Below are 26,052 nucleotides of genomic sequence, written 5' to 3'. Positions count from 1 at the left end.
CGGAAGTTATTGGATTGGGGGCCACACGGCACAGCGCCTACCAACCATCCACCCCATCGCGCTCCTCCGTTTTTGCGGTTGTGCAGATGCGGCATTCTTTGATAGCAGAAGCAACGTTTTGGATCGCCCTGCCCGCGGGCGCAAGGAAAAGTGTGACATGCCAAACCTTCTTCTCGAACTCCGCTCCGAAGAGATTCCGGCCCGCATGCAGCGCAAGGCTGCCGGCGACCTGAAGAAGCTCGTCACCGATGCGCTCGTCGAAGCGGGTCTGTCCTATGAGGGCGCGCGCGAATATTGGACGCCTCGGCGGCTGGCGCTCGACATTCACGGCCTGACGGCACGTTCGGCCGATGTGCGCGAGGAACGCAAGGGACCGCGCACCGACGCCAATGAGAAGGCGATCGAAGGTTTTCTGCGCGGCGCCGGCCTTTCCTCAGTCTCCGAGGCGCAGGTGGTCAGCGATCCGAAGAAGGGCGATTTCTACGTCGCGGTCATCTCCAAGCCCGGCCGCGCGGCGGAAGAGATCGTCGCCGAGGTGATGCCCGGCATCATCCGCGATTTCCCCTGGCCGAAGTCGATGCGCTGGGGCAAGGCCTCCTCCAAGTCCGGCGCGCTGCGTTGGGTGCGGCCGCTGCAGTCGATCGTCTGCACCTTCGGCCCCGAACATGAGGAAACCACCGTCATCCCCTTCGAGATCGACGGCATCACCGCCTCCAACGTCACCTACGGCCATCGTTTCCATGCGCCCGAGGCGATCACGGTGCGGCGCTTCGACGATTATGCGGCGAGCCTGGAAAGGGCGAAGGTCATCCTCGATGCCGAGCGGCGCAAGGACATCATCCTGCACGATGCCCGCGACATCGCTTTTGCCAACGGGCTCGAGCTGGTGGAAGACGAAGGCTTGCTGGAGGAAGTCTCCGGCCTGGTCGAATGGCCGCAGGTGCTGATGGGCTCCTTCGAGGAGGATTACCTCTCCATCCCCTCGGAAATCATCCGGCTGACGATCAAAACCAATCAGAAGTGCTTCGTCACGCGCAAGCAGGGCGAGGACACGCTGTCGAACCGGTTCATCCTCGTCTCCAACATCCAGGCGCATGACGGCGGCAAGGAAATCGTCCACGGCAATGGCAAGGTGGTGCGGGCCCGGCTTTCGGACGCGCTGCATTTCTGGAACCGCGACCAGGGCGATATGCCCGATCTCGAGACGCTTGCAGCGTCGGCAGCTAAATTCGGCCTCGACCTGAAGAAGCCGCTCGATCAGCGTATGGCCAAGCTCGACGCGCTCGACGTGACCTTCCATGCCAAGCTCGGCACCCAGGGCGCGCGTGTCGCCCGCATCCGGGCGCTGGCCAAGGAATTGGCTGCTGTCACCGGCGCGGACACCGCTCTCACCGATCGCGCCGTCGTGCTTGCCAAGGCCGACCTGCGCACCGAGGCCGTTGGTGAATTTCCGGAACTGCAGGGCCTGATGGGCCGCAAATATGCGGTGCTGCAGGGCGAAAACGCCTCGGTTGCTACGGCCGTTGAGGATCACTACAAGCCGCAAGGCCCGTCCGACCGGGTGCCGGAAGACAAGGTGGCGATCACGCTGGCGCTTGCCGACAAACTCGACACGCTGACCGGCTTCTGGGCGATCGACGAAAAGCCGACAGGCTCCAAGGACCCGTTTGCGCTGCGGCGGGCAGCCCTCGGTGTCGTCCGCATCCTGTTGGAGCGAGGGATCCGCCTGCCACTTCTGGCGAGCACAAGGGATGGCGATCTTCTCTCCTTCTTCCACGACCGCCTCAAGGTCTATCTGCGCGATCAGGGCGCCCGCCACGATCTCATCGACGCAGTGCTGACGCCCGATGCCGACGACCTCTTGATGGTGGCGCGCCGCGTCGAAGCGCTGACCGCCTTCATCACCTCAGAAGACGGCAAGAACCTGCTTGCCGGCACAAAGCGTGCGACGCAGTTGCTCGCCGCCGAGGAGAAGAAGGGCACCGTCATCGCCGACGGCGTTTCACCGGCGCTCCTCAAGCTCGACGCCGAGAAGGAGCTGTTTGCCGCCATCTCGAGCGCCTCGAAGGATGCGGCGGGCGCCGTGGCCGGAGAAGATTTCCGCGCGGCGATGGAAGCACTTTCCAAGCTGCGCGGTCCGGTCGACCGCTTCTTCGAAGAGGTGCTGGTCAATGACGAGGACGTCGCCATCCGCGCCAACCGCCTCGCCCTGCTCCGGCTGATCCGAGAAGCGACGGGAACGGTTGCGGATTTCTCGAAGATTTCGGGGTGAGAGCCGGTTTTCGGCTGGGCGCCTTAACGGAAACGCAATACATGCGGCCATGGGTCCTCGGGTCAAGCCCGAGGACGACGGAGGAGAGGTGTGCCGTCCTATCGAGAGTAAGGGCAATCGAGGCACACGTACTGCGGAAAGCGAAAGAAGTGCGATGCACCATGCCGGTGCGTTTGGCGGAACCTACCCCTGCCCTCCGTCGTCCTCGGCCTTGAGCCCAGGACCCATGCCTCTGGCGCTCAATGGTGCAGTAGGATCTTCGGGCGCCACCGCCGCGGGATGATCACGCAATTCGACGTCATCCAAAGCTGGCACTATCGCCGCCGTGGCGTTATCCAAAAGGCATGCAAGACAAGATTCTCGTCAGCGCCTGCCTCATGGGGCACGCCGTCCGGTATGATGGGCGGGCGAAGCCGTTGCTTCATCCGGCAATCGACAGATGGCGCGCCGAAGGGCGGCTGGTGACGATCTGTCCGGAAATGTCGGCGGGTATGCCAGTGCCGCGGCCGCCGGCGGAGATCGCCGGCGCGGCAACCGGCGAAGAGGTGCTGGCCGGCACAGCTCGGGTCGTAGAGCTGACGGGCGGCGATGTGACGGCAGAGTTTCTGCAGGCGGCGGAAAATGCCGTGGCGCTCGCACGGCAAACCGGCTGCCGCTATGCCCTGCTCATAGACGGCAGCCCGTCCTGTGGCTCGGACTTCATCTATGACGGTAGTTTTTCCGGCCGCAAGCAGGCCGGCGATGGCGTGACGGCCGCCGCGCTGAAAGCGGCCGGTATCGAGGTGTTTTCCGATGGCGAAATCGAGCGACTGGTCGAGCTCGTTTCCGAGTGATCATCCAAAGAGGGCACGGCCGCCGGAAACCCGACGGCCGCTGAGGCTTTGCTGATGAAAGATCCCGGTCGCCCGCGCGCCGTTCAGGCGGCGCGGCGGCCCTGATGCATTGCCGGGGCAGCGCTTTGGTCATTGACCCGGAAGCCGCGGATCAGGTCGATCAGCTCGTCGGTGTCGCTGGCGAGCGTCTCGGCCGAGGCCGTGGTCTCTTCGGCCATGGCGGCATTTTGCTGCGTGGCGGCGTCGAGCTGGTTCATCGACGAGGAGATCGAGCGCAGCGTCGTGTCCTGTTCGGAGGCACTGTGGGCGATCTTTGCCACAATCTCGTTGGCCGCCTTGACCTGGTCGGAGATGCGTTTCAGCGCCGCACCTGCCTCGCCGACCAGCCGGACGCCATGATCGACCTGGCTGGAGGAGCGGGCGATCTGGTCCTTGATCTCCTTTGCCGCGGCGGCCGAGCGCTGGGCGAGCTCGCGCACTTCCTGGGCTACGACCGCAAACCCCTTGCCGCTTTCACCGGCACGGGCGGCCTCGACGCCGGCATTCAGCGCCAGCAGGTTGGTCTGGAAGGCGATTTCATCAATGACGCCAATAATCTTGGTGATCTCCGACGATGACTTCTCGATCCCGCTCATCGCCTCGATCGCCTGGCCGACGATCGCGTCGCTATGGGTGGCCTCGGTGCTGACGGCGTGGACGCGCTTGCTCGCCTCATGAGCGCCATCGGCCGTCTGGCGGACGGCGACGGTGAGCTCGTCGAGGGCGGCAGACGTCTCTTCCAGGCTGGCGGCCTGGCGCTCGGTGCGCTGCGACAGCTCGTTGGAGGCGCGGCGGATCTCTTCCTTGCTCGTGCCGATATCCACGCCCTTGGCGCTGACCTTGGCCATGGCGGCTTCGAGATGCGCCAGCGCATCGTTGAAATTGTCGCGAAGGGCGGCGTATTTCTGGCCAAGTTCGGCGCAGCGGACGGTGAGATCGCCGCGGGCGATCAGCTCCAGGGCCTGGCCGATCGTCGTCACCACGCGGGCCTGGAGGGCCGCCTCGTCCTGCTGCTGGCGAAGGTTGTTTTCGCGCTCGTTTTCGAGCGCCAGCTGCTGGGCCGCCTCGCGATCCGACATCTGATGGCGCTCCCTGATCTTTTCCTGCAGCGACAACGTCGCCTTGGCCATCATCCCGACTTCATTGTTCATGGCCGTGTGCGGAATCGCGATGGAAACGTCCTCCTCGGCTACCGCCTTCAGGGCGGCATGGACGTTGTTGAGGGGCCCCGATATGCCGCGGATGACGATGTAGGCGGCCGTCATGGCAAGAAAGAACAGAACGATACTACCGGTCAGTGCGGTCAGGATCGTGCTGTTTATCTGAGCATCGAGATCATCCATGTAGACGCCGGTGACGACGACGACCTTCCACGGATCGAAAGCCTGCCCGTAGGCCGTCTTGCGGAAATCACCGGCGGGCTGGCCCGGTTTGCTGGTGGAATAAAATTCGACGAGACCGCCGCCTTGCTGCCCGAGCTTCACCAACTCTTCGCGATAGAGCTTGCCTTTGCTGTCCGGCTGGCCCTTCAGGTTCTGCCCCACTTTAGCGGCATCGTAGTGGAACAACATCTTGACGTCGTAGCTATACCCGAAAAAATAGCCGTCCGGGTCGTATTTCATCCCGTTGACGGTGGTGTAGGCCTGCTTCTGGGCGTCTTCCAGCGTCATCTCGCCCGCCGTCACCTTGGCTTGGTAGAGCTTCAGAACGGAGACCGCCGACTGAACCTCGGCGCGGAGCATGTCGTAACGCTCCTTGTAAATCGCATCGACCGAGGAGCGAATCTGCAGGGACGTGGCGACCGCGAAGGCGATCATCAGTCCGGCGACCAGCAATATGAGCTGTTTGGATATTTTCAGATTTTTCATGACGCCTCGCAACGGGAATGGTGGGTTCATTCCGGTGCGGTCTTCTACCGCCTGTGCGAGCGCGCCACTGAGACGACGCGTCTACCGCTGCTAAAATAAACATGCTGCGACCGGGTCAGTAACAATTAGATCTCAGCCGATAATAAAGCTTTAATTTTACAATTCGCGACACGGATTTCCCTAAAAATCCAGGGGTGGAACGACCAAACTGAAAACGGCAGGTTTTTCCGGCCGAATACCATGCTTTTGAATTCTTAGCTTGCATTGGATCGGCAGATGCCCGGCTTCTTCAACCCCGGCGGCGTTCGTTTCCATGCCCGTCAAACCATGAATGCACCCTCGCTGCTCATCGAGGGTGCATCCAGTCCACCGGCGGTGGAACCCCAAACGATCGAAACCTTGATCAGGCGGGGGCAGGGAACTTGTTGTTTCAAAGCAATTCCGAGGGAAAACCGGCGTTAGAAACGCAGCTTGAAGTCGGAAACGTCAAGGCCGGCCGGTTGTTCCGCCATGCCGGCGGCAACAGGCTTGGCATCGCTGCCGATGACGGCGGCGGTGGTGGCGTTCATATCGATGCCATCGGTCGACGGAGCCGGCGGGACGGCGGCGAGCATCGCTTCCGGGGTGGCTTTGCTGACGAAGACCACGGGCGAACCGCCCATCCAGGCTTCGGTGCGGTAGATCTTCTTTTCGCCGCCGACATCTCGGATCTCGGTCGCCTGCACGGCGCCGGGCTTCAGTTCCGGCACCATATAATCCTTTTTGGTGACCTCGGCCTGCAGCGGCGGGCAGTCGGTGCAGCTTTCGGTGACGATGCTGCCCTCGGTAGCGCGCGGCGTAGCTTTGCCGATCACCTCGATCGAGGAGGCCGTTGCCGAACCCGCCATCAGCAGGATTGCCGCACCGAGGAAAATCTGACGCATGAAGCCGCTCCGTCTTACTATGAGAGCGGTATAACGCGGCTTTGTTTCCATCCCGTCAGGGGAAAGGGTAAAAATTTAACGAAGGTGCCGGTTTGTAACCGGATATCAGGCCTTTTCACGCTCAATCGCCCGCCAGCCGATGTCGCGGCGGCAGAAGCCGTTTTCCCAGCGGACCTTGTCGAGCAGTGCGTAGGCGCGTGTGCTCGCTTCGGCAACCGTGCCGCCAGTGGCGGTGACGTTCAGCACGCGGCCGCCGGTTGCAACCAGCGCGCCGTCCTTGATGCCCGTGCCGGCATGAAACACTTTCTCGCCGTCGCCCGCCTGCGGCAGGGAGAGGATCGGCGTGTTCTTCTCGTAAGCGCCGGGATAACCCTTCGACGCCATGACGACAGTCAGTGCCGGATCGTCACTCCATTCGGCGCTGACCTGGTCGAGCGTGCCGTTGGCGGCAGCCATCAGCAGCGGCAGCAGATCGCTCTTCAGCCGCATCATCAGCACCTGGCATTCGGGATCACCGAAACGGACATTGTATTCGATGAGCTCCGGCCCTTTCTTCGTGATCATCAGCCCGGCAAAAAACACACCGGAGAAGGGATGGCCGCTTTCGGCCATGCCACGGATCGTCGGCTCGATGATCTCCCTCATGGTGCGCTCGACCATTTCGGCGGTCATCACGGGCGCCGGCGAATAGGCGCCCATGCCGCCGGTATTGACGCCGGTATCACCCTCGCCCACCCGCTTGTGGTCCTGGGCGGTGGCGAGCGGCAGCGCATGTCTGCCATCGCAGAGGCAGAAGAAGCTCGCCTCCTCGCCATCGAGATGGGCTTCGACGACGACTTCGGCGCCGGCCGCGCCAAAGGCGCCTTCGAAGCAGTCGTCGACGGCGGCCAACGCCTCGTCCAGCGTCATTGCGACCGTCACGCCCTTGCCCGCGGCAAGGCCGTCAGCCTTGACGACGATCGGCGCGCCCTGAGCGCGGATATAGGCCTTGGCCTTCGGCGCGTTGTTGAAGCGCTGATAGGCGCCGGTGGGAATGTCGTAGCGGGCGCAGATATCCTTGGTGAAGCCCTTGGAGCCCTCGAGCTGGGCGGCGGCGGCCGACGGTCCGAAGACGGCCAGGCCATCGGCGCGCAAGCGGTCGGCAAGGCCGGCAACGAGCGGCGCCTCCGGGCCGACGACGACGAATTCGATCGCCTTCTCCCGGCAGAAAGCGGCGACGGCTTCATGATCGTCGATACTCACGGGTGCGAGGATGGCGTGTTCGGCAATGCCGGGATTGCCGGGTGCGGCATAGAATTCGCTCAGCAACGGCGATTGCGCCAGCTTCCAGGCGAGCGCGTGCTCGCGTCCGCCCGATCCGATCAACAGAACCTTCATGCGCCACCCTTTCCTTTTGCCTCTGGCGGTTAAGGGCGAAGGGTGGAAAGGTCAAGCGGGAAAGCTCACCAGCCGCCGCCACCACCGCCTCCACCCCCTCCGCCGGAGGAGCCACCGCCGGAAAAACCGGAGGATGAGCTCGACGGCGGCGGCGACGGTATCGTCGAGGCGATGGTCGAGGCCATCGAAGAGGAAAAGTCGTCGACACGATCGGAAAAGCGGCCGCTGTCGAAATCGCCGGAATACCAGGAGGGGTCATAGGCCGCGGCCGCACCGGCCGCCGCAGCCGCAAGCCAGGTCTCAAAGGTGCGCGACCAGGGTTTTTCGACACCGAGCGCCACCGCATAAGGCAGCAGCGTCTCGAAATGCTGCGGCGACATTTTGGGCGCGCCGGCCATGTTCATGCGGTCCTTTTCGGCCAGCGTCAGATATTGCCGCAGGCCATCTACGCCGTCCATCATCTTAGCGCCGAGCGGGGTCGGCGCGCCCATGATGAAAAAATAGAGGATGTTGAGCAGCACGATGCCGCCGACGGCAAACAGCATCGGGGTTTCGTGCAGTTCCACCAGCGAAGAGGTGAGCATCAGGACCATGATCGCCAGAATGCCGATACCGACGAAAACGCCGACCGCCGCGGCGATGACGGCCATGATCTTGCCGAACAGCGACCCGCCGCGATGCAGCGATTTGACGAGGCCGGCGGCAAAGACGGCAACAAAGACCGAGACGGCAATCGGGATCAGCATCAGCGCAATCGTGTCGGGCTCCAGCGAACCGTAGACGAACAACACCACCAGAGCGGCGGCGCTGAGCGCGATGCCGCCGCCGGTATAACCGAGATTCGAATTGTAATATTTGCCGCGATGCTCCTTCTCGATCGCCGAGCGGAACGATTGGCCAACGGATTTCACCCGTTCGCCATTCGCCTTGTCGATCCGCAGCGTCGCGCCAGCGCCGCCGACGGCCTTCAGCAGTTCGCTCTCGCCGGCCTGGAATTTCTCCTTGCCGAGCGGCTTGCCGGTGCCGCGGATGACGATCGAATTCTTGAGGTCTTCGAGCTTGACGTAGCCGCGAACCGCAAGGTTCAGCGCGGTGGCGGCAAGCGCCGTCCAGCCGCCACCGGAGAAGCCCTTATTGTCGATATAGTTGACCAGCGCCGGCGAGATGCCATCCGGCGCATCCCAGCGCGGCACCACGACGCCGCGGGCGGGATCGCGGCCGACCTTCAGCCACGATCTGAGATAATAGGCGAAAACCAGGATCAAGCCGCCGAAGCCGATGAAATAATTGCGGTTGTCCTTGAGCCACCATGTGCTTTCCATGTCCGCGCTCGGCGGATCAATCGAGCCTTTTGGCATGCTGATCGCGAAGGTCAGGCCTTCATTGGCATCAAGCGGCGCAGTCGTGGAAAACAGAAGGCCGCCGCCGGGTTCGCTGACACGGGCATTCTTCTCCGTCGCGCCTTCAGGGCCGGTGAAGAATGTCGTCTCAGTGGCGGCGACACCTGTCGGCAGCTTCACCGTCGCGGTGGCAGAGCGGATCGGGAAAATCCAGCCATTGCCCGTGACATTCCAGTAGAGCTCGTCATGATCGTCGAAATAGCGGATCTGACGGTTGGTCCTGTAGGTGAAAACATATTGATGACGGCCCGGCGCCACCGTCACATCGGCCGAACCGGCATAGATGCGAATGCCGGCGGTGATCAATTCGGTATGCCAAGGTTCATCCTTGCCATCGCGCTTGACCGACACAACGTCGAAATCGACGCGGCGGCGACGGCCTTCAGTATCGGTGAAATAGAGCGGGAAATCACGGAAGATGCCGTGATTGATGCGATTGCCCTCGGCATTGACGGTGATCGTTTCCGCCACCGTCATCGCGCCGCTCTTTTCGAGGATGATCAAGGAGGCGAAACTCTCGATCACTTCGGCAGCAAAGGCCGCCGGAGCGGCGAGCATCCAGATGAGCGCCAAGCAAAAACCGAAAAACCGACGCCCCATCCCTGTCTCCCCGCCTCGACTGCGCTTTCCGTCAATCCTTGTCCCGATATGTCACGCCGAGTGCGGCGAGCGTGCGCCAGTAAGCCGGGAAGGTCTTGCCGACGCAATCGGGATCGAGAATGGTGATGCCATCGATCTTGAGGCCGGCGAGCGCAAAGCTCATGGCGATGCGGTGATCGGCAAAGGTGTCGATCGCGGCCGGCAGCGTCTGACCGGCGAGAGCAGGATCGGAATGGACGATCAGATCGTCGCCCTCCTCAACGGCCAGGCCCTGCCGGATATTGTTAAGCCCGGTCGAGAGCGCCCGGATACGGTCGCATTCCTTGACGCGCAGGTTGGCGATGCCGACGAAGCGGACCGGCGTCTCGTTGAAGGCGGCAAGCACGGCGATCGTCGGAACGGCATCCTGCATCTGCGAACCATCGATTTCAGCCGGCAGATGCGGGAACTTGGCGATCGTCTCGTAGGCCTTGGCATCCGGCTGGGTGAAGGCATCGTTCGGCACGCCGAGATCGATCTTGCCATCGCTCAGCACCTCGGCCGCCCAGAGATAGGTGGCGGCCGATGCATCCGGCTCGATGACGAAATCGGCGGCGCGGTAGCCGGTCGGCTCGACGCGCCAGGTGACGGGGCTGGTCTTTTCGACCTTGGCGCCGAAGGCCTTCATCGCCGCCGTGGTGAGATCGATATAGCCAAGCGCGCCGATATCCTCGCCGACGAGCTCGATGTCAACAGGACGGTCGCCGCCGGCCGCCATCATCAGCAGCGCCGAAACATATTGGCTGGACAGCCCGCCATCGATCAGGATGCGGTCGGCCTCGAAGCGGCCGGTACCCCTGACGGTGACCGGCGGGCAGCCGGTCTCGGCGCTCACATCGATGCCGAGCGCGCGCATCGCCTCGACCAGCGGGCCGATCGGGCGCTTGCGCATGTGCTCGTCGCCATCGACGATGACGGTGCCGTCGACGAGCGCGGCGGCCGCCGTCAGGAAGCGTGTCGCCGTGCCGGCATTGCCGAGGAAGAGCGGCGCCTTCGGCGGCAAAAGCCTGCCGCTGCCGGTGACGACGAAGGTGGTCTCATCGGGCTCGTCGATCGAAACGCCCATGGCGCGCAGCGCATCGGCCATATAACGCGTGTCGTCGCTCTTCAGCGCGCCGGTCAGCCGGCTCGTGCCCTTGGCAAGGCCGGCGAGCAGCAGTGCCCGATTGGTGATCGACTTCGAACCCGGCGGCATGGCGCGGCCCGAAAGCGGCCCGGCAGGCGGGATGATCGTGAGTTTGGCTGTGCGTGTCATGTTGTTTCTTCCATGGAGCGACCATTGCCGGCCGCATTCTGCCCTTGCTCTTAATCGCTTTCTGGCAAAGGCAAAATGCCGATCGTCAGAATTTCACGCTGGGGACGGCGCGATCGGCCTCATTGGTGATTTCGAAATAATCCCGCTTGGCAAAACCGAACTGGCCGGCGACGAGATTGGAGGGGAAGCTTTCCACCTTGACGTTCAAGTCTCGGGCCGCACCATTGTAATAACGCCGCGACATCTGCAGCTCGCCTTCCATGGTTTCGAGCGAGGCCTGCAGCTCGGCAAAATTCTGGTTGGCCTTGAGATCCGGATAGGCCTCGGCGAGCGCGATGACGCGCCCCAGCGCCTGGCCGAGCAGCCCTTCTGCCTGCGCCCTGCCGGCGACATCGCCCGCGGGCACGGCCTGCGCCTTGTTGCGGAGGGCAACCACCTCCTCGAGCGTCGACTTCTCATGGGCGGCATAACCCTTGACGGTCTCGATCAGGTTCGGGATCAGATCGGCGCGGCGCTTCAACTGCACATCGATGCCCGACCAGGCTTCCTCAGCCATCTGCCGGGAGCGTACCAGGCCATTATAGATGAAGACGATGTAAAGCAGGATAACAACGGCAACAGCCAGTATTACATACATGCAGATGGGCTCCCCGATTCGATGATCGCACGTTAGTGATTCAGCGGGGGAAAGTCATCTTGGCGCGGTTGTCTTCTACCGAATTCAAACAGACTTGGATATCGCCGCCCCCTAAGAACTACTCCGCCAATCCGGAGCATAGGTCTCCATCTTTTCGCTCTCTCGCCATAGATTGAAGCGCTCGGTCCAGCGTTGCTCGACATCAAGTGCAACGGCGAACGGCAGATAATGCTCGTAGCATTCAACCGACATTACCGGGCCATCTGTCTCGCCGCGGAAATAACCATTCAAACTGAGGATGTTATTGCGGATCTGCTGCTGCTTCGACGTTGGAATGCGCAACATCGCCAAAACCGCAATAATGCCGGCAACGTGCAGCAAGATCGCCATCAGATATGGCACCTGTTCGCTGACCACCTCAGTCGTACCGATATAGACAAGTGCAACAATCACCATCGCCGGAAGACCCACCATCAAAGCAAGCGCCTGTTTGAACTGCGCGGCGGTGCCGGTCGCCACGGGAAACCGTTCAGGATGGCGGAACATGGTTACGACCAGAAAAACAATGAACAATAACCCTAAGATGGCGGCGGAATAGAGCAAAAGGCCCGTAATATAGGCGACGGCAACGCCAAGACCCAGAATCGTCGCCGAAGTCGCCAAACTCCATCGGTCTTTGCCTCTGGACTTCCGATATTCCTCAGCGACGGCTTTAAGCAATTCATCGCTCAACGTGCGGCGGGCAGCTACAACCCTACGCCGATCGCCGACAGGCCGCTCTCCTTCAATTTGGCCGAATACCAAGCGCGTCGCTGCTGGAAGAGCATACCATCTGGAACGACCCGGCTTGCCCTTCTTGCGCTCTTGCTTTGTGAATAAGTTCGAAGCCTCCGCATCTTCATCCAGGCTGGAAATGCGAAGCATTCGCCTTACTGCGAGCTGGCAGACGGACGCCATGAAGGCTGCTTTTGTCGCATCTGTCTTCCAATTCCGGAACAGATAGGCTGCCAGAGCCGGGGATATGCTCTTCGACATTTTGATGTCGACGGCTATCGGAGCAGGCAATCGCCAACCCTGCCCCAATCTCGTGAGGACAAACAGACCGGCGACGAGAGGTCCCAAAATGGCGATGAATGGAAGAAAGTGATCGGAAAGCCACCACTCTACCCGCTTGCCGGTCGTTATGGTCACAAAGGTCCCTGCGGGATATTCGATCTCGATATCAGGCAGGACTCTATCCCCCTTGCCTGCTGGAATAGCCACCAAGAGCTCATTCGGCGCGATGCGCGTGACGTCATAGGCCGCCGCCCGATCCTGTTGCGAAGGGCGTAACGTTCCGCCCGGCGGCAGCTTCAGGGTCAGCGTTTTTTTGGCTCCCTGGCCATGCACGCGGCCCATATAGGCCGGCAGGAAGAGAATCTCGCGATCGCCTTCCTGGCGAACCAGGCGTCCGAGCCAGTAAGCGATCTGGATCTTTGTAGGAACCTTGGGCAGATCTGCAGAGCAACTTTTGCAGTGCTCCATTCCTATATAAATCGAATAGCCCGGCACATTGTTTTCCATGGAAAAATATTCATCGAGTCCGCCGCGCCGAGCTGCGGCCAGTTGGAAATCGCGCCAGTGGACACCACCTGACGCATCCGTGAAACGTTGAGGGATATCAACGTAAACGCCGCCGTAATTTTCCGCCCTTTTGACCTCGATGTCGAAGAACTCCGACACAAAGGCAGTGCCGTCGGTGTAGACCTCAACCGTACTGTTTACCGATTGGACGGTGAACTCTCGGTCGAAATTGCTGCACGAGGTCAGCGCGAGCAGCATGGCGCATAAGATCGGCCATGATAAAAGGCGCAACATACTGGAGACGGAATTTTCATATGAAATTTTAAAGTAAAAAATATCGCTCTTCAAAAGAGATACCGAAGCTTACGTTGTCGCAACACCAGATGATAACGTAGCGATGGTTTGCGCAATACAAAAGAAGCCTGTCCCTGGAGCGCAGGACTTTTTTTGGATGTGCCTCGTCAGATTGACGCCGACGGCATCACGAAGACAATATGGAGTGCAGGTTTCCCGGCTGTCGTCAAACACCGATATGCGCGAGAATCCGTGCCGCCGTCCCTTCCGGTGAAAGCTCCGTCGTATCAATTTCTACTGTGTGTTCAGCCAGCCCGCGCAACAGTTTATAGTTTGCCCGGAGCCGTTGCAGCTTCGCCGTATCCGTCAGCTTGAGCGCCTCGGACCGGCCCGGCGAGATGAGGCGCCTGGCATTCTCCTCCGGCGCGCAGTCGAGGAGAACCGCGACCAGATCCGCGCCTCTGGCGGCAGCCAGATCGAGATACCAGGAGAACATCGCACTATCATCCGCGTCGTCCGAAAGGGCATCGGTAAAGACGAAGCTTTCAGCCGGATCGGCGCGCGCAGCGTGGTCGAAAACCGCTCGGCGAATCTGCTCGCGCAGTGATGCATGCAGAGGGTTGCCGCGAGCGAAAAGAGCCTCTGCTGGATTTAGCAGCATGTGATTGTCGATGAGCCGCGCGCCAAGCCTTTTCGCCAGCAAGCGACCGACCGTCAGCTTGCCGGTGCCTGGCCAGCTGTTGATGTGGACGATACGGCTGGCAGGCTTTTGCGTCACGCCGCCTCTTTCGACAGGTTGACGCCGCCGGCATCGGTCAGCAGGAAGGCTTCGCCGCAGGCTTTGGCGAGGGTGCGCACCCGCAGGATATAGCTCTGGCGCTCGGTCACCGAGATGACGCCGCGGGCATCGAGCAGGTTGAAGACGTGGCTGGCCTTGATGCACTGGTCATAGGCCGGGAAGACGCATTTGTGCAGGCGCTGGTTGGCGCTGTCGCCAGGCGCGCCGGCATCGAGCAGCGCCCGGCATTCCTTCTCGGCATCGACAAAGTGGCGATGCAGCATCTCGGTATTGGCGAATTCAAAATTGTGACGCGAATATTCCTGTTCGGCCTGCAAGAAGACGTCGCCGTAGCTGATCTTCTCGTCGCCTTCGCGGCCGTTGAAGTTCAGATCGTAGACATTGTCGACGCCCTGGACATACATGGCCAGGCGCTCGAGACCGTAGGTCAGTTCACCGGCGACCGGCGCGCATTCGATGCCGCAGACCTGCTGGAAATAGGTGAACTGCGAGACCTCCATGCCGTCGCACCAGCATTCCCAGCCGAGGCCCCAGGCGCCGAGCGTCGGGCTTTCCCAATCGTCCTCGACGAAACGGATGTCGTGCAGCAGCGGATCGAGGCCGATCGCAGCGAGCGAGCCGAGATAAAGCTCCTGCAAATTGGGCGGGTTCGGCTTCAGGATGACCTGGTACTGATAATAATGCTGCAGGCGGTTCGGGTTTTCGCCATAGCGGCCATCCGACGGGCGGCGGGAGGGCTGGACGTAAGCCGCCTTCCAGGGTTTGGGGCCGAGGGCGCGCAGCGTGGTGGCCGGGTGGAAGGTACCGGCGCCGACTTCCATGTCGTAGGGCTGCAGCACCGCGCAACCCTTGTCCGCCCAGTAGTTATGCAGGGTCAGGATCAGCGCCTGGAAGGAGCGCTTCGGGTTCATATGGTCTGGAATAGCTGACATGAAACGGCACCGATTGCTTAGGGATTATCGGCGCGACAGGTGCCATGGAGGGCCGCAGGGGTCAAGGGTTTTGCGGGGGCCGCGAGATCTAAGGCCCCTCCCCAACCCCTCCCCACAAGGGGGAGGGGTTAACCCGGATCTCCCGCCTCGCTTCTCCCGAAACGTCGAACATCTGGAAAGCGGGTGCGGCGAGTTAAGCCCCTCCCCCTTGTGGGGAGGGGTCTAGGATGCCGGATGGACAGAGCAGTGGCGACGCCCTTCATTTTATTCCTCATCCCGCTTCAGCCGGTATTCCCCGGTTTCGGGATCCTTGACCAAGGTGCCGATCGCGCCGGTCTGGCGCTCCTTCTCGGCGCGGCGCGATTTTTCGGCCAGCCTGCGGGCGTCGGAGACGAAGCGGCGGTAGAGCCACCAGGCCGAAAAGACCAGGACCAGGATGGTGATAAGCTGTGCCATGCCCCTCTCTTGCTCCTCCTAAAGTCCGAAGCGGCTCCACAATGCTCTCTCTTCGGCCGCTTCGACAAGCCCCGTCGCGAGGCCGGAGGCAGCACCTTCGAGAGAGACCGGCGACACGCCGGGAATGCGGCGGCCAAGCAGGCCGCGGCTGGCGGTGACGAGCTCCAGCTTCGCCTTCTGGCCGTAGCGTCGCTTCAGCTCCTGGCGCATGTCGCCGAGGCCGTCAACGAGGCCGAGTTCGAGGCCGCGGGTGCCGCTCCAGAATAGGCCGGAAAAGACGGTGGCGTCATCCTTCAGCTTGCCGGCGCGGCGCTCGCGCACCATCGAGATGAAGACCTGATGGATCTCGAGCTGCAGGCTCTTCAGATATTCGATGTCCTTTTCTTTTTCCGGCTGGAACGGATCGAGGATCACCTTGTTTTCGCCCGCCGTATAGACACGGCGCTCGACGCCGATCTTCTTCAGGAGTTCCGGAAAGCCGAAACCGCCGGAGACGACGCCGATCGAACCGACGATCGAGGTGGCGTCGGCGATGATCTCATCGCCGGCAAGCGCGATCATATAACCGCCGGAAGCGGCGACGTCCTCGACGAAGACGAGAACCTTTTTTTGCTTCTCGCGGGCAAGCTCGCGGATGCGGGTGAAGATCAGCCGGGACTGGACGGGCGAGCCGCCCGGCGAGTTGATCGCGATGGCAACCGCCGGCGAGCCCTTCATGGCGAAGGCCTTTTCCAGGACCGGAGCGACATTGGCGAGATTGAGGGTCGGCCGGAATTGGCCGCCGCCGCTGATGATCGCGCCCTGCAATCTGACGACCGGGATGGTGACGCCTTCCTTGCGGAACCGTTTCGGCAGCAATTTTTTCCAGAATCCGGCCATTTCCCATCCTTCGCTTCGGGTCGCCCGATCGTCAATCTACGATCGGCATCCATGTATGCGCTGGAACGACAAACGCAATGGCCGCGTTTGCAAAACATCGAGAATGGTCTTTCTTGTTGCGAATGACTTGCATTGTCATTCTAGTTCGTCATAGTGCGCTCACGATAAACAGGTGGAAATGGCATGGACGCCCTCAACCCCAAGGTAACAAGCGGCTGGCGGCACGAACGCGGCGAGGCGTCGCTGTCGGATGTCTACCGCACCGTCGGAACCGGGCGTCACAGCTCGAGGTGGCGCAGGGCGGCGGCCTTTGCCGGGCCGGGCTATATGGTCGCCGTCGGCTATATGGATCCCGGCAATTGGGCGACCTCGCTCGCCGGCGGCTCGAAATTCGGCTATGCGCTGCTCACCGTCGCCCTGCTTTCCAACCTGATGGCGATCGTCCTGCAATCGCTCTGCGCCCGTCTCGCGATCGCCTCGGGCCGCGACCTTGCGCAGGCCTGCCGCGACGCCTATCCGAAATGGGTTTCGGTGCCGCTTTGGGCCTTTGCCGAAATTGCCATCATCGCCACCGACATCGCCGAGGTGATCGGCACGGCAATTGGCCTCAACCTCTTGATGGGCATTCCGCTCGAACTCGGCGTGCTGATCACCGCGCTCGACGTCTTCGTGATCCTCTTTCTGCAGAAACTCGGATTCCGCTGGGTGGAAGCTTTCATCATCGCGCTGCTCGGCGTCATCGCGCTCTGCTTCGGCGTGCAGATCCTGCTTGCCGACCCGCAATGGGGCTCCGTCATCACCGGCTTCTTCCCGACCACCGAGATCGTCACCAATCCTGAGATGCTCTATCTGGCGCTCGGCATCCTCGGCGCGACCGTCATGCCGCACAATCTCTATCTTCATTCCGGCATCGTGCAGACACGCGCCTACGGCCATACGGTGCCCGAAAAGAAGGAGGCGCTGACCTATGCGACGATCGACTCGACGGTAGCGCTCTGCTTTGCGCTGCTGATCAACGCTTCGATCCTAATCCTGGCCGCTGCCGCCTTCAATGCGCATGGCAGAACCGACATCGTCGAACTCGGCGAGGCGCATTCGCTGCTGTCGCCGCTGCTCGGTCTCGCCATCGCGCCGACGCTGTTCGGCATCGCGCTGCTCTGCTGCGGCCTCAACTCGACGGTGACGGCGACGCTTGCCGGCCAGATCGTCATGGAAGGCTTCCTGAAGATTAGGCTGCAGCCGTGGATGCGCCGGCTGATCACCCGCGCCATCGCCATTGTGCCGGCGGCGATCGTCACCATCTGGTATGGCGACCAGGGCACGGCGGAGCTTTTGATCCTGACACAGGTGGTGCTCAGCCTGCAGCTTTCCTTCGCCGTCTTCCCGCTCGTGATGTTCACCGCCAGCAAGGCCAAGATGGGCGAACTTGTGGCGCCCCGCTGGCTGAGCGGCATCGCCTATGTGATCGCCGTCGTCATCGCCGGGCTGAACGTCAAGCTGCTCTTGGACTTCGTCACCGGCTAGAACAGGATGATTTTAGGCCCGGTCGGCCTAAAATCTGAATCCTGTTCTACATTAAAGAGTTAGAGCATGATGTCGTCCGAAAACCGCTCACACTCATGCTCTGGCCGCTGAGGTTCGAAGCCGGGCATAAGCCGCCCGACCATTGTTGAAATCGTCGACGAGGGGGGAGAACTTGTGGCTCCCCTCTTCGTGCATGAAGAGCGGCGCGCGCAGTGACAGCCGCGCACGCGATCCCTTGATCGCCGTGACCAGGATACGCACGGCGTTTTCGCCGGCGCGCGGATGGATGGCTGTCATTTCGATCCCGCCGAAGCGCCGGCCGCAGGCATCGATGATCTCGGCGATCGACTGGGGCCTGGCGATCAGCGACAATTGCCCGCCCGGGATCATGATGGCGCCGGCCGTGCGGATCCAGCTTTCGAACAGGCCGTCGGTCATCGCATGGGCTTCGGCCTTCAGCGCATCAGGCGTGCGCCGGTCGCCGGCATCGTTGAAGGGCGGGTTCATGATGACGTGGTGGAAGCTCTCATCGATGAGGCCGGCATCGTTGCGCGCCTTGGCGGTCAGCGCCACATCCGCCTCGACGACTCTGACGCGGCCGGCGAGATGGGCATTTTCGGGCAGGAGGATGCTGCGACGGGCATAATCGGCCATCTCGGCCGACCGCTCGAACAGCACCACGTCCGCGTTGTTGAGGCGCGAGGCAACGGCAAGGCCGGCCGCACCGGCGCCGGCGCCGAGATCGGCCACCCTGACCGGACGATCGTCGGCAACGAGGGCGGCAAGCAGCATCGCATCCATGCCGGCGCGATGGCCCCTGCCCTTCGGCTGCACCAGATGAAAGGCGCCGCGATGGAAGGCATCGATAGTTTGGGCAGGCTCCCCGGTCATCCCACCCTCACCTCCTGTCGCGCAATTCGCCGCCGAGACCGGCGTCGATGAGGATGCGGCGGGCCTGGTCGGCCATCTCCTCGTCCACCAGCAGCCGGCGCGGCAGCATGCCGAGCGAGCCTTCGAGCACGCTCATGCCCTGATCGGCGATGAAGCAATGAATGCCCGCATCCTTCATCAAACTCTCCGCAAAGGAGAGCAGAACGGGGTCGTTGGCGCGGATAAGTTCATGCATTTGCCGTCATTTTCCTTCCAATTTCGCCGTGGCGCGACAATTCACCTCTTGCCGCGTCCATCGCCCCTTTCTATTGTCAGCTGCAATGAATGAACAGGAGTCCGGGTCGTTGGGCGTGGTCATACCGCTTGAAGAAAGCAAAAACAAACTGGCATCCATAAAGCCGTTGGTCGATCTCACCAGGGCCGATATGGAGCGGGTGAACCAGCTCATTCTATCCAAGGCCGGCTCCGACGTGCAGATGATCCCCGAAGTGGCGAACCATCTGATCTCGTCCGGCGGCAAGCGGCTGCGGCCGATGCTGACGCTGGCGGCCGCCTCGCTCTTCGATTACCGCGGCGAAAATCACGTCAAGCTCGCGACCTCCGTCGAGTTCATGCACACGGCGACACTGCTGCACGACGACGTCGTCGACGAAAGCGACCTGCGCCGCGGCAAATCGACGGCGCGGATGATCTGGGGCAACCAGGCAAGCGTGCTGGTCGGCGACTTCCTGCTCGGCCAGGCCTTCCGCATGATGGTCGAAGTCGGCTCGCTCGACGCGCTCGACGTCTTGTCTTCCGCCGCCTGCGTGATCGCCGAGGGCGAGGTGCTGCAGCTTTCCGTCGCCAAGAACATGGAGACGACCGAGGACGATTACCTCTCCGTCATCCGCGCGAAGACGGCCGCCCTGTTTGCCGCTGCCGCCGAGGTCGGGCCGATCGTCGCCGAAGCCGGCCGTTCCGGCCGCAACGCACTGAAATCCTACGGCATGAATCTGGGGCTCGCCTTCCAGCTCGTCGACGACGCGCTCGATTATGGCGGCAAGGCCGCCGATCTCGGCAAGAATGTCGGTGACGATTTCCGCGAAGGCAAGATCACGCTTCCCGTCATCCTCGCCTATCGCCGCGGCACGCAGGACGAACGCGCCTTCTGGCGCGATGCGATCGAGGCCGGCAACAGCAGCGACGCCAATCTGGATAAGGCGCTTGGGCTGATCACCAAATACGGCACGCTCAGCGACACGATCGGCCGGGCGGTCCATTATGGCACGATCGCCCGCGACGCGCTGGCGCCGCTTCCCGATACGGTGTGGAAATCCGCCCTGATGGAAGTGATCGACTTCTGCATCGAGCGCGTCAACTGACCAAACGTTCTCGATAGCAGGCTGATTTTCTTGCGGCGCCGCTTCAAAAAAGCCATCCTGTTATGAATCAGTGATCCCAACTGATTTGCGACCGGCATCATGGTCGGGCGCTCTCGAAGAAAGGTTTCCTCATGCGGCAGAGAATTGCCATCCGTCTTCTTACGAGCGCAGCATTGGCGGCTGTTCTTTCGCTCGGCGTCGTCGCCGGCGTGAACGCCGAGGATGCGGCCAAGACGGCGGGCGATGCCGGCAAAACCGAGACCTTCGATGCCGATAGCGTCACCACATTCTCCGGCGCCTTCCTCGCCGCACGCACGGCCGATGTCGATCATGATTATGAAACGGCGATCGCGCTCTACAAGAAGGCGCTGCTGATCGAGCCCGGCAATCCGGAGATCCGCCAGCGGCTGATGATCTCGCTGCTGCTCAACGGCGACATCAAGGAAGGCGTCAAATATGCCAACGATCTGAAGGGCGACCCCTCCGTCGAGCGCATCACCACGATCGTGCGCGGCATGGATGCCGTGCGCCGCGACGACTACAAGACCGCCGAATCCATCCTGAAATACAAGGGCCCGAACGATCTCGACCGGATGATGAACGACCTGCTGCTTGCCTGGGCCCGCGTCGGCGCCGGCCGCGGCAAGGAAGCACTTACCATGGTCGAGAAGATGAAGGGGCCGGACTGGTTCCGCATCTTCCAGAATTACAATGCCGGCGCGATCGCCATCGCCATCGGCGACGTGAAATCCGCCCGAAAGCATCTGAACGACGCCGTGCTCGACAAGGAGGGGGGTGCGACCGCGCCCGATACCTTCATGCGGGCCGTCATGGCGCTTGCCCGCCTCGAAGCGACACAGGGCAACAAGCAGAAGGCGCTCGACGCCGTTTCCGTCGGCGACAACCTGCTGCCGAATTACGCGCCGCTGAACGCGCTGCGCGACAGTATCGAAAAAGGCGAGAAGCAGGAACAGCAGGTCAAGACAGCAGCAGAAGGGGCCGCCGGGGTGCTGTTTTCGGTCGGCGGCGCGCTGAACCGCGACGGCGCCGAGGATATCGTTTCGCTCTACCTGCAGACGGCCAAGGCGCTCGACCCGAACAGCGCCGATACGCTGGTGCTGCTCGGCGGCATCGCCGAGAAACAGAACCAGATGGACCGCGCCATCGCGCTCTACAAGAAGGTGCCGGAGAATTCACCGATGCGGCGCATCTCCGAGCTGCAGCTCGGCCTTGCCCTTGCCCAGGGCGGCAAGGTGGACGAGGCGCGCAAGCACCTGCAGGCGCTGATCGCCTCCGACCCGAAGGACATCCGCAGCTACCTCGCCTATGGCAGTGTGCTCTCCGACGCCAAGGACTACGCGGCGATGGCTGCCAATTACGACAAGGCGGTCGAAGTGATCGGCCCGATTCCCGGCCGCGCCAACTGGAGCGTCTTCTTCCAGCGCGGCATCGCCTATGAGCGGCTGAAGAAGTGGGACCAGGCGGAGCCGAACTTCCGCAAGGCCCTGGAGCTCAATCCCGATCAGCCGCAGGTGCTGAACTATCTCGGCTATTCCTGGATCGACATGAACCGGAACCTCGACGAGGGCCTGAGCATGATCAAGAAGGCCGTCGAGCTTCGCCCCGACGACGGCTACATCATCGATTCGCTTGGCTGGGCCTATTTCCGCCTCAACCGCTTCGACGATGCCGTCGACGAGCTGGAGCGGGCCGCACAGATCAAGGCCGGCGACGCGACGATCAACGACCATCTCGGTGACGCCTACTGGCGCGTCGGCCGCAAGCTCGAGGCTGTCTATCAGTGGAACCGGGCGCTCGCCTCCGAGCCGGAAGCCGCCGAAATTCCGAAGATCAAGGACAAGGTCGCCAACGGCCTGCCTCCTGCAAGCGACGATGCCAAGGCGGCCGACAAGAAGCAGCCGGATCCGGCACCCGTCACCCCGCCGCCGGTCGACAAGAAATCCTGACGGGCGGCAAACATGCCTGAAGAAGGCCTGGCCGAGGGTGAATCAAAGAAATAGAGCATGATGTCGTCCGAAAACCGCTCACACTTTTCGGCATCATGCTCGGGCGTCACCGAAGAGGCGCGCGCGAAGATCAACCTCGCTTTGCATGTGACCGGCCAGCGGGCGGATGGCTATCATCTGCTTGACATGCTGGTGACCTTCGCCGAATGCGGCGACCGGCTGGGCTTCCTGCCTGCGCAAGCCGACGCTTTCACGCTGTCGGGCCCCTTCGGCGAGACGCTTGCCGGCGACAGCGGCACCAACCTGGTGCTGCGGGCCCGCGACCTCCTGCGCGAGACGCTCGGCGCCCTCGCCTTCCCCGTGCATATCCACCTGCAAAAGAACCTGCCGATCGCCTCCGGCATCGGCGGCGGCTCGGCCGATGCGGCCGCAACGCTGCGCGGACTGATGCGGCTCTGGGGCATGAGCTTGCCGGTGGAATCGCTTTCCAGCCTCGCGCTGAAGCTCGGCGCCGATGTGCCGATGTGCCTTGAAAGCAGGCCGCTGATTGCCCGCGGCATCGGCGAAAGGATCGAAGCCGTGCCTCAGCTGCCGGCGTTTGCCATGGTGCTCGCCAATCCGCTGAAAGGCGTGTCGACGCCCGAGGTCTTCCGCCGGCTGGCGGCAAAGAACAATCCGGCCCTGCACCTTGCTCCCGGTCTGTCCGGGACTTCCGGCTGGCTGACAGCGATCGGCTCGGCCCGCAACGATTTGGAGGCGCCGGCGCGCGAGCTGGTGCCGGAGATTACCGTGATCTTGCAGATGCTGCGGGCCCATGGCGCACTCATAACCCGCATGTCCGGCTCCGGCGCCACCTGCTTCGGCGTTTTTACGAGCATGGCGGCGGCGCAAGAGGCAGCGTCAGCTCTTCACGGCGAGCGGCCCGACTGGTATGTCCAAGCGACGGAAACGGTTTCGGGAGGCATGTAATGGCAGGTCTGGACGAAAAGCGGCCGTTCATCGCCGTCGGAATCGCTGTCCTCACCATCTCGGATACCCGCACGCCGGAAACCGACAAATCCGGCGATACGCTGGCGGCGCGGATCACCGAAGCGGGTCACCGGCTGGCCGACCGGGCGATCGTGCCTGACGACCGGGACAAAATCGCCGCGCAGGTCAAGGCTTGGACCGAGCGGGACGATATCGATGTCGTCATCACGTCAGGCGGCACCGGCTTTACCGGCCGTGATGTGACGCCGGAAGCGCTGGAGCCCTTGTTCGAAAAGCGCATGGACGGCTTTTCCGCCGTCTTCCACCGCATCTCCTACGACAAGATCGGCACGGCGACGATCCAGTCGCGTGCCACGGCAGGTGTCGCCAATGCCACTTTCATCTTCGCTCTGCCGGGCTCGCCCGGCGCCTGCCGGGATGCCTGGGACGGCATTCTGAAGGGGCAACTCGACTACCGCAGCACGCCGTGCAACTTCGTCGAGATCATGCCGCGTCTCGACGAGCATCTGAAACGCGGGGCACAGAAATAGAATTTCACGAGAAGCCAACCCGAACGATCGCGACCCGATTTAGGTGGCAATACCCGGCAGAGCCGGCATCGAATCCCAGCTGTCACCCGACAGCAGAATGCAGCTTATGCCGTGAACATCCGTGACGACGAGCGTCCAGGTGCCGCTGTCGGCGGCATAGACCTCGAGGACGGAGTTCTGGTTGACCAGCCCGACCGCCGTCAGCTTCTCAGCGAAATTCTTGTCCAGGAATTTGACGACGTCGGATCGGCCTGCGCAACTGAGCATCGCCTGCGATGCCGCCGAATGCGGATGCGCGATCATCAACGTCACCGATATGACGGCCACAAGACCGTAAAGCATATGGCGGATCATGACGCACCTCCTTTCGCCGGAACCCGGCAGAAAAGGAGATTTTCGCCGACCTGTTCTGCCGTCCACCGGCATTCGTGGCCATCCGTTGCGAAGCGCGGCGCTTCGGCGGCGCCATGGGCGAATTATAGCGCGAAATCTGATTGGGCGCCATTTTTTGCGCGCGATGTCGGAGAGGATCGCCAAAGCGCGCTTGCGGCGAATCAGCCCCTCATCCGGGTGCCGCCGCCAACAGGGTCGAGACCAATGGCTCGACCCCGGCAAAGGTTAGGGTGAGGGGCAGTTTTCGGCGCCAACTAGACATGCGTGATCAGCCCAGAGCAAGATGGAGAAATCCTTCACCGCGCCGAACGCGCCACCCAGGACGGAATCAATTCACTTGCGAGTTTACGCGGCTTCCGGCCCTTGGCGAATTCGGCAAGGCGCATACCGCTCCTGGCGACGGCGAGCGCCTGACTCTTCGGCATCAGCAGACCAAGCTCCAGCAACGGCGCGGCGCGGCCTATGCGCTCGAAAAACGGGCGCCGGTAGCCGCGCGAGGCGGTGAAGCGGGCCGGCGCCTTGTTGAGCGCGATATATTCGGCAACTTCATCGATCCAGCCCGCCTGCGGGCGTGCACCCGGCTCGACGAAGAGCAGCCAGTCGCCGCGGGCGGAAGAGACGATGTCCTTGATATCCCATTGTGAATGAAACCGGCAGCCGGCCGCGTCGGCGACCCGCGAGGTGCCGTCGAGCGAGCCGTGATCGAGCACGACCACATCGCCGACGAGTCCCTCCACTGCGCCTGCCACCAAGACCGATAGGGTCTGCGCCAGCTCAGATTCCTGATCCTGACATTCGAGAACAACCGTCAACATTGCCTAGTCATAATGCGCCGCACAAATTTTTGCCAGCGGCGTTTTCCGCATTTTGTTCTTGCATTGTTCTCTATTTGCCGATAGGAATTTAATCATCAAAACGGGCGGAGGCGATAGCTTCCCGCTGCGGGAGAATCCGATGAGAGAGCAGTCCCTGGCAGGGCAGGCCGCATTCGCGCCTGCCAATACGGCAGATGTTGCCGATGCGATGATCGTCTCCTCCGGGCTGAGGGTCGAGGTCGACCGGCGGCGCGGGCGCGGCGCCGGACTGAACCCGACCGGCCGCTTCGAGGGGCTGCAGCGGGAGACCTTTGATGACGGCTGGCAGACGCTGGAAGAGCTTCCGCCGTTCAAGACCGAGGTGCAGATCGAAAAGCCGCGCACGGCCATCACCCGCAACGAATCGCCCGACGTCGCCTTCGACCGCTCGATCAATCCCTATCGCGGTTGCGAGCATGGCTGCATCTATTGTTTCGCCCGGCCGACACACGCCTATATGGGGCTTTCGGCGGGGCTCGATTTCGAAACGAAGCTGTTCGCCAAGCCGGATGCGGCTAAGCTGCTGGAGCGGGAGCTCGCCAAGCCGGGCTACAAGGTGCGGGCGATCGCGATCGGCACCAATACCGACCCATATCAGCCGGTCGAGAAGGAATGGCGCATCATGCGCGGCATTCTCGAGGTTTTGAACAAGGCAAACCACCCGGTCTCGATCGTCACCAAGTCGGCGATGATCTTGCGGGATCTCGACATTCTGCAGGAGATGGCGGCGAAGAATCTGGTACGCGTCGGCATCTCCGTGACTACGCTCGACCGCAAGCTTGCCCGAACGATGGAGCCGCGCGCCGCCACGCCGCCGCGTCGGCTGGAGACCATTCACACGCTGTCGGAAGCAGGGATCCAAACGGCCGTGATGGCCGCGCCGCTGATCCCGGCGCTGAACGATCACGAGTTGGAGCGCATCCTCGAATCGGCCAAGGCGGCGGGCGCCGTCGAGGCCAGCTATGTCATCCTGCGGCTGCCGCTCGAGGTCAGCCCGCTCTTCCGTGACTGGCTGTTGCAGCATTATCCCGATCGTTACCGGCATGTGATGTCGCTGGTGCGCTCGATGCGCGGCGGCAAGGATTACGATGCAGAATTCGGCAAGCGTATGAAGGGCGCCGGTCCCTATGCGTGGCAGATCGCCCGCCGCTTCGAAATGGCGGCGAGGCGCTTCGGCCTGACGCGGCGCGGTCTGCCGCTGCGCGACGATCTGTTCGTGCCGCCCGATGGCAGCGGCGTCCAGCTGTCGCTGCTCTGATTTATAGAATTTGCGCATCGGCCCATCGAGAAACCGCCCTGTTTTCGAGCCCGAGCGCAATTCCCGCGGATGGCCCTGACCGCTACCATCCGCCGGACCGTCCCCGGCTGCCGCCCTG

At 62.3% G+C, this 26,052-nt stretch carries 23 protein-coding genes; 8 read left to right on the top strand and 15 right to left on the bottom strand.

The features are described from left to right. Positions 1–157: 157 nt before the first annotated feature. Entirely contained in the window at positions 158–2,272 is a 2,115-nt protein-coding gene (gene glyS, locus A7X77_RS28330; protein WP_064686160.1) for a glycine--tRNA ligase subunit beta, read from the top strand. Between the two features lie 344 nt (positions 2,273–2,616). Further along, positions 2,617–3,105, top strand: coding sequence for a DUF523 domain-containing protein (locus A7X77_RS28325; protein ID WP_064686159.1), 489 nt, complete (start codon positions 2,617–2,619; stop codon positions 3,103–3,105). Between the two features lie 83 nt (positions 3,106–3,188). On the opposite strand, the gene A7X77_RS28320 is transcribed toward A7X77_RS28325, so the two are convergent. The 11 genes from A7X77_RS28320 to A7X77_RS28270 form a co-directional block, all read right to left on the bottom strand. Beyond that, a complete protein-coding gene (locus A7X77_RS28320) occupies positions 3,189–5,012 on the bottom strand; it encodes a methyl-accepting chemotaxis protein (RefSeq protein ID WP_064686158.1) in 1,824 nt (607 codons plus the stop codon). A 458-nt stretch (positions 5,013–5,470) separates the two neighbouring features. Beyond that, complete coding sequence (locus tag A7X77_RS28315; RefSeq protein ID WP_064686157.1) at positions 5,471–5,935, bottom strand: plant virulence effector HPE1-like domain-containing protein; 465 nt, start codon at positions 5,933–5,935, stop codon at positions 5,471–5,473. A 105-nt stretch (positions 5,936–6,040) separates the two neighbouring features. Further along, positions 6,041–7,312, bottom strand: coding sequence for a phosphoribosylamine--glycine ligase (gene purD / locus A7X77_RS28310; protein WP_064686156.1), 1,272 nt, complete (start codon positions 7,310–7,312; stop codon positions 6,041–6,043). Between the two features lie 65 nt (positions 7,313–7,377). Continuing rightward, positions 7,378–9,312, bottom strand: coding sequence for a DUF2207 domain-containing protein (locus A7X77_RS28305; RefSeq protein ID WP_064686155.1), 1,935 nt, complete (start codon positions 9,310–9,312; stop codon positions 7,378–7,380). Between the two features lie 31 nt (positions 9,313–9,343). After that, positions 9,344–10,606: a 3-phosphoshikimate 1-carboxyvinyltransferase gene (aroA, locus tag A7X77_RS28300; protein WP_064686154.1), complete on the bottom strand. Its 1,263-nt coding sequence runs from the start codon at positions 10,604–10,606 to the stop codon at positions 9,344–9,346. An 85-nt stretch (positions 10,607–10,691) separates the two neighbouring features. Next, a complete protein-coding gene (locus A7X77_RS28295) occupies positions 10,692–11,243 on the bottom strand; it encodes a LemA family protein (RefSeq protein ID WP_064686153.1) in 552 nt (183 codons plus the stop codon). Between the two features lie 111 nt (positions 11,244–11,354). Further along, positions 11,355–13,100 (bottom strand): DUF2207 family protein, encoded by a 1,746-nt coding sequence (locus A7X77_RS28290; RefSeq protein WP_064686152.1) that lies wholly within the window; start codon positions 13,098–13,100, stop codon positions 11,355–11,357. A gap of 226 nt (positions 13,101–13,326) precedes the next feature. Further along, on the bottom strand, positions 13,327–13,878 hold the full coding sequence (locus tag A7X77_RS28285; protein ID WP_064686151.1) for an AAA family ATPase: 552 nt from the start codon (positions 13,876–13,878) through the stop codon (positions 13,327–13,329). Beyond that, entirely contained in the window at positions 13,875–14,831 is a 957-nt protein-coding gene (locus A7X77_RS28280) for a glycine--tRNA ligase subunit alpha (protein WP_064686150.1), read from the bottom strand. The genes A7X77_RS28285 and A7X77_RS28280 overlap by 4 nt, the downstream gene beginning before the upstream one ends. Before the next feature lie 264 nt (positions 14,832–15,095). Next, positions 15,096–15,287 (bottom strand): hypothetical protein, encoded by a 192-nt coding sequence (locus tag A7X77_RS28275; RefSeq protein WP_064686149.1) that lies wholly within the window; start codon positions 15,285–15,287, stop codon positions 15,096–15,098. Between the two features lie 18 nt (positions 15,288–15,305). Further along, positions 15,306–16,166, bottom strand: a complete 861-nt coding sequence (locus tag A7X77_RS28270; protein ID WP_064686148.1) for a S49 family peptidase — start codon at positions 16,164–16,166, stop codon at positions 15,306–15,308. 183 nt (positions 16,167–16,349) lie between these two features. Here A7X77_RS28270 and A7X77_RS28265 point away from each other — a divergent pair, with 183 nt between their 5' ends. Continuing rightward, entirely contained in the window at positions 16,350–17,690 is a 1,341-nt protein-coding gene (locus A7X77_RS28265; protein ID WP_064686147.1) for an Nramp family divalent metal transporter, read from the top strand. Positions 17,691–17,783: 93 nt separating this feature from the next. On the opposite strand, the gene A7X77_RS28260 is transcribed toward A7X77_RS28265, so the two are convergent. Next, on the bottom strand, positions 17,784–18,581 hold the full coding sequence (locus A7X77_RS28260; RefSeq protein WP_064686146.1) for a tRNA1(Val) (adenine(37)-N6)-methyltransferase: 798 nt from the start codon (positions 18,579–18,581) through the stop codon (positions 17,784–17,786). 7 nt (positions 18,582–18,588) lie between these two features. Next, positions 18,589–18,816, bottom strand: a complete 228-nt coding sequence (locus A7X77_RS28255; protein ID WP_064686145.1) for a DUF2007 domain-containing protein — start codon at positions 18,814–18,816, stop codon at positions 18,589–18,591. Positions 18,817–18,925: 109 nt separating this feature from the next. Here A7X77_RS28255 and A7X77_RS28250 point away from each other — a divergent pair, with 109 nt between their 5' ends. The 4 genes from A7X77_RS28250 to moaB all read left to right on the top strand — a co-directional run bounded on the left by A7X77_RS28250 (position 18,926) and on the right by moaB (position 23,429). Beyond that, positions 18,926–19,942, top strand: a complete 1,017-nt coding sequence (locus tag A7X77_RS28250; RefSeq protein ID WP_064686144.1) for a polyprenyl synthetase family protein — start codon at positions 18,926–18,928, stop codon at positions 19,940–19,942. A 131-nt stretch (positions 19,943–20,073) separates the two neighbouring features. Further along, positions 20,074–21,909: a tetratricopeptide repeat protein gene (locus A7X77_RS28245; protein ID WP_064686143.1), complete on the top strand. Its 1,836-nt coding sequence runs from the start codon at positions 20,074–20,076 to the stop codon at positions 21,907–21,909. Between the two features lie 57 nt (positions 21,910–21,966). Then, positions 21,967–22,878 carry a 4-(cytidine 5'-diphospho)-2-C-methyl-D-erythritol kinase gene (locus A7X77_RS28240; protein ID WP_064686142.1) on the top strand — a complete coding sequence of 304 codons (912 nt, stop codon included), beginning with the start codon at positions 21,967–21,969 and terminating at the stop codon, positions 22,876–22,878. Next, positions 22,878–23,429: a molybdenum cofactor biosynthesis protein B gene (gene moaB / locus A7X77_RS28235; RefSeq protein WP_064686141.1), complete on the top strand. Its 552-nt coding sequence runs from the start codon at positions 22,878–22,880 to the stop codon at positions 23,427–23,429. The genes A7X77_RS28240 and moaB overlap by 1 nt, the downstream gene beginning before the upstream one ends. Before the next feature lie 39 nt (positions 23,430–23,468). On the opposite strand, the gene A7X77_RS28230 is transcribed toward moaB, so the two are convergent. Further along, on the bottom strand, positions 23,469–23,783 hold the full coding sequence (locus tag A7X77_RS28230) for a hypothetical protein (RefSeq protein WP_064686140.1): 315 nt from the start codon (positions 23,781–23,783) through the stop codon (positions 23,469–23,471). Between the two features lie 335 nt (positions 23,784–24,118). Continuing rightward, on the bottom strand, positions 24,119–24,637 hold the full coding sequence (locus A7X77_RS28225) for a hypothetical protein (RefSeq protein WP_064686139.1): 519 nt from the start codon (positions 24,635–24,637) through the stop codon (positions 24,119–24,121). A 139-nt stretch (positions 24,638–24,776) separates the two neighbouring features. Between A7X77_RS28225 and A7X77_RS28220 the strand changes: the two genes are divergently transcribed. After that, positions 24,777–25,934 (top strand): PA0069 family radical SAM protein, encoded by a 1,158-nt coding sequence (locus A7X77_RS28220; RefSeq protein WP_064686138.1) that lies wholly within the window; start codon positions 24,777–24,779, stop codon positions 25,932–25,934. The last annotated feature ends 118 nt before the right edge of the window (positions 25,935–26,052 follow it).

Source organism: Rhizobium bangladeshense (genome assembly GCF_001662075.1).
Lineage (GTDB): Bacteria > Pseudomonadota > Alphaproteobacteria > Rhizobiales > Rhizobiaceae > Rhizobium > Rhizobium bangladeshense_B.
Note: the sequence above shows the minus strand (reverse complement) of the source record. Positions and strands in the feature narration are given on the sequence as shown.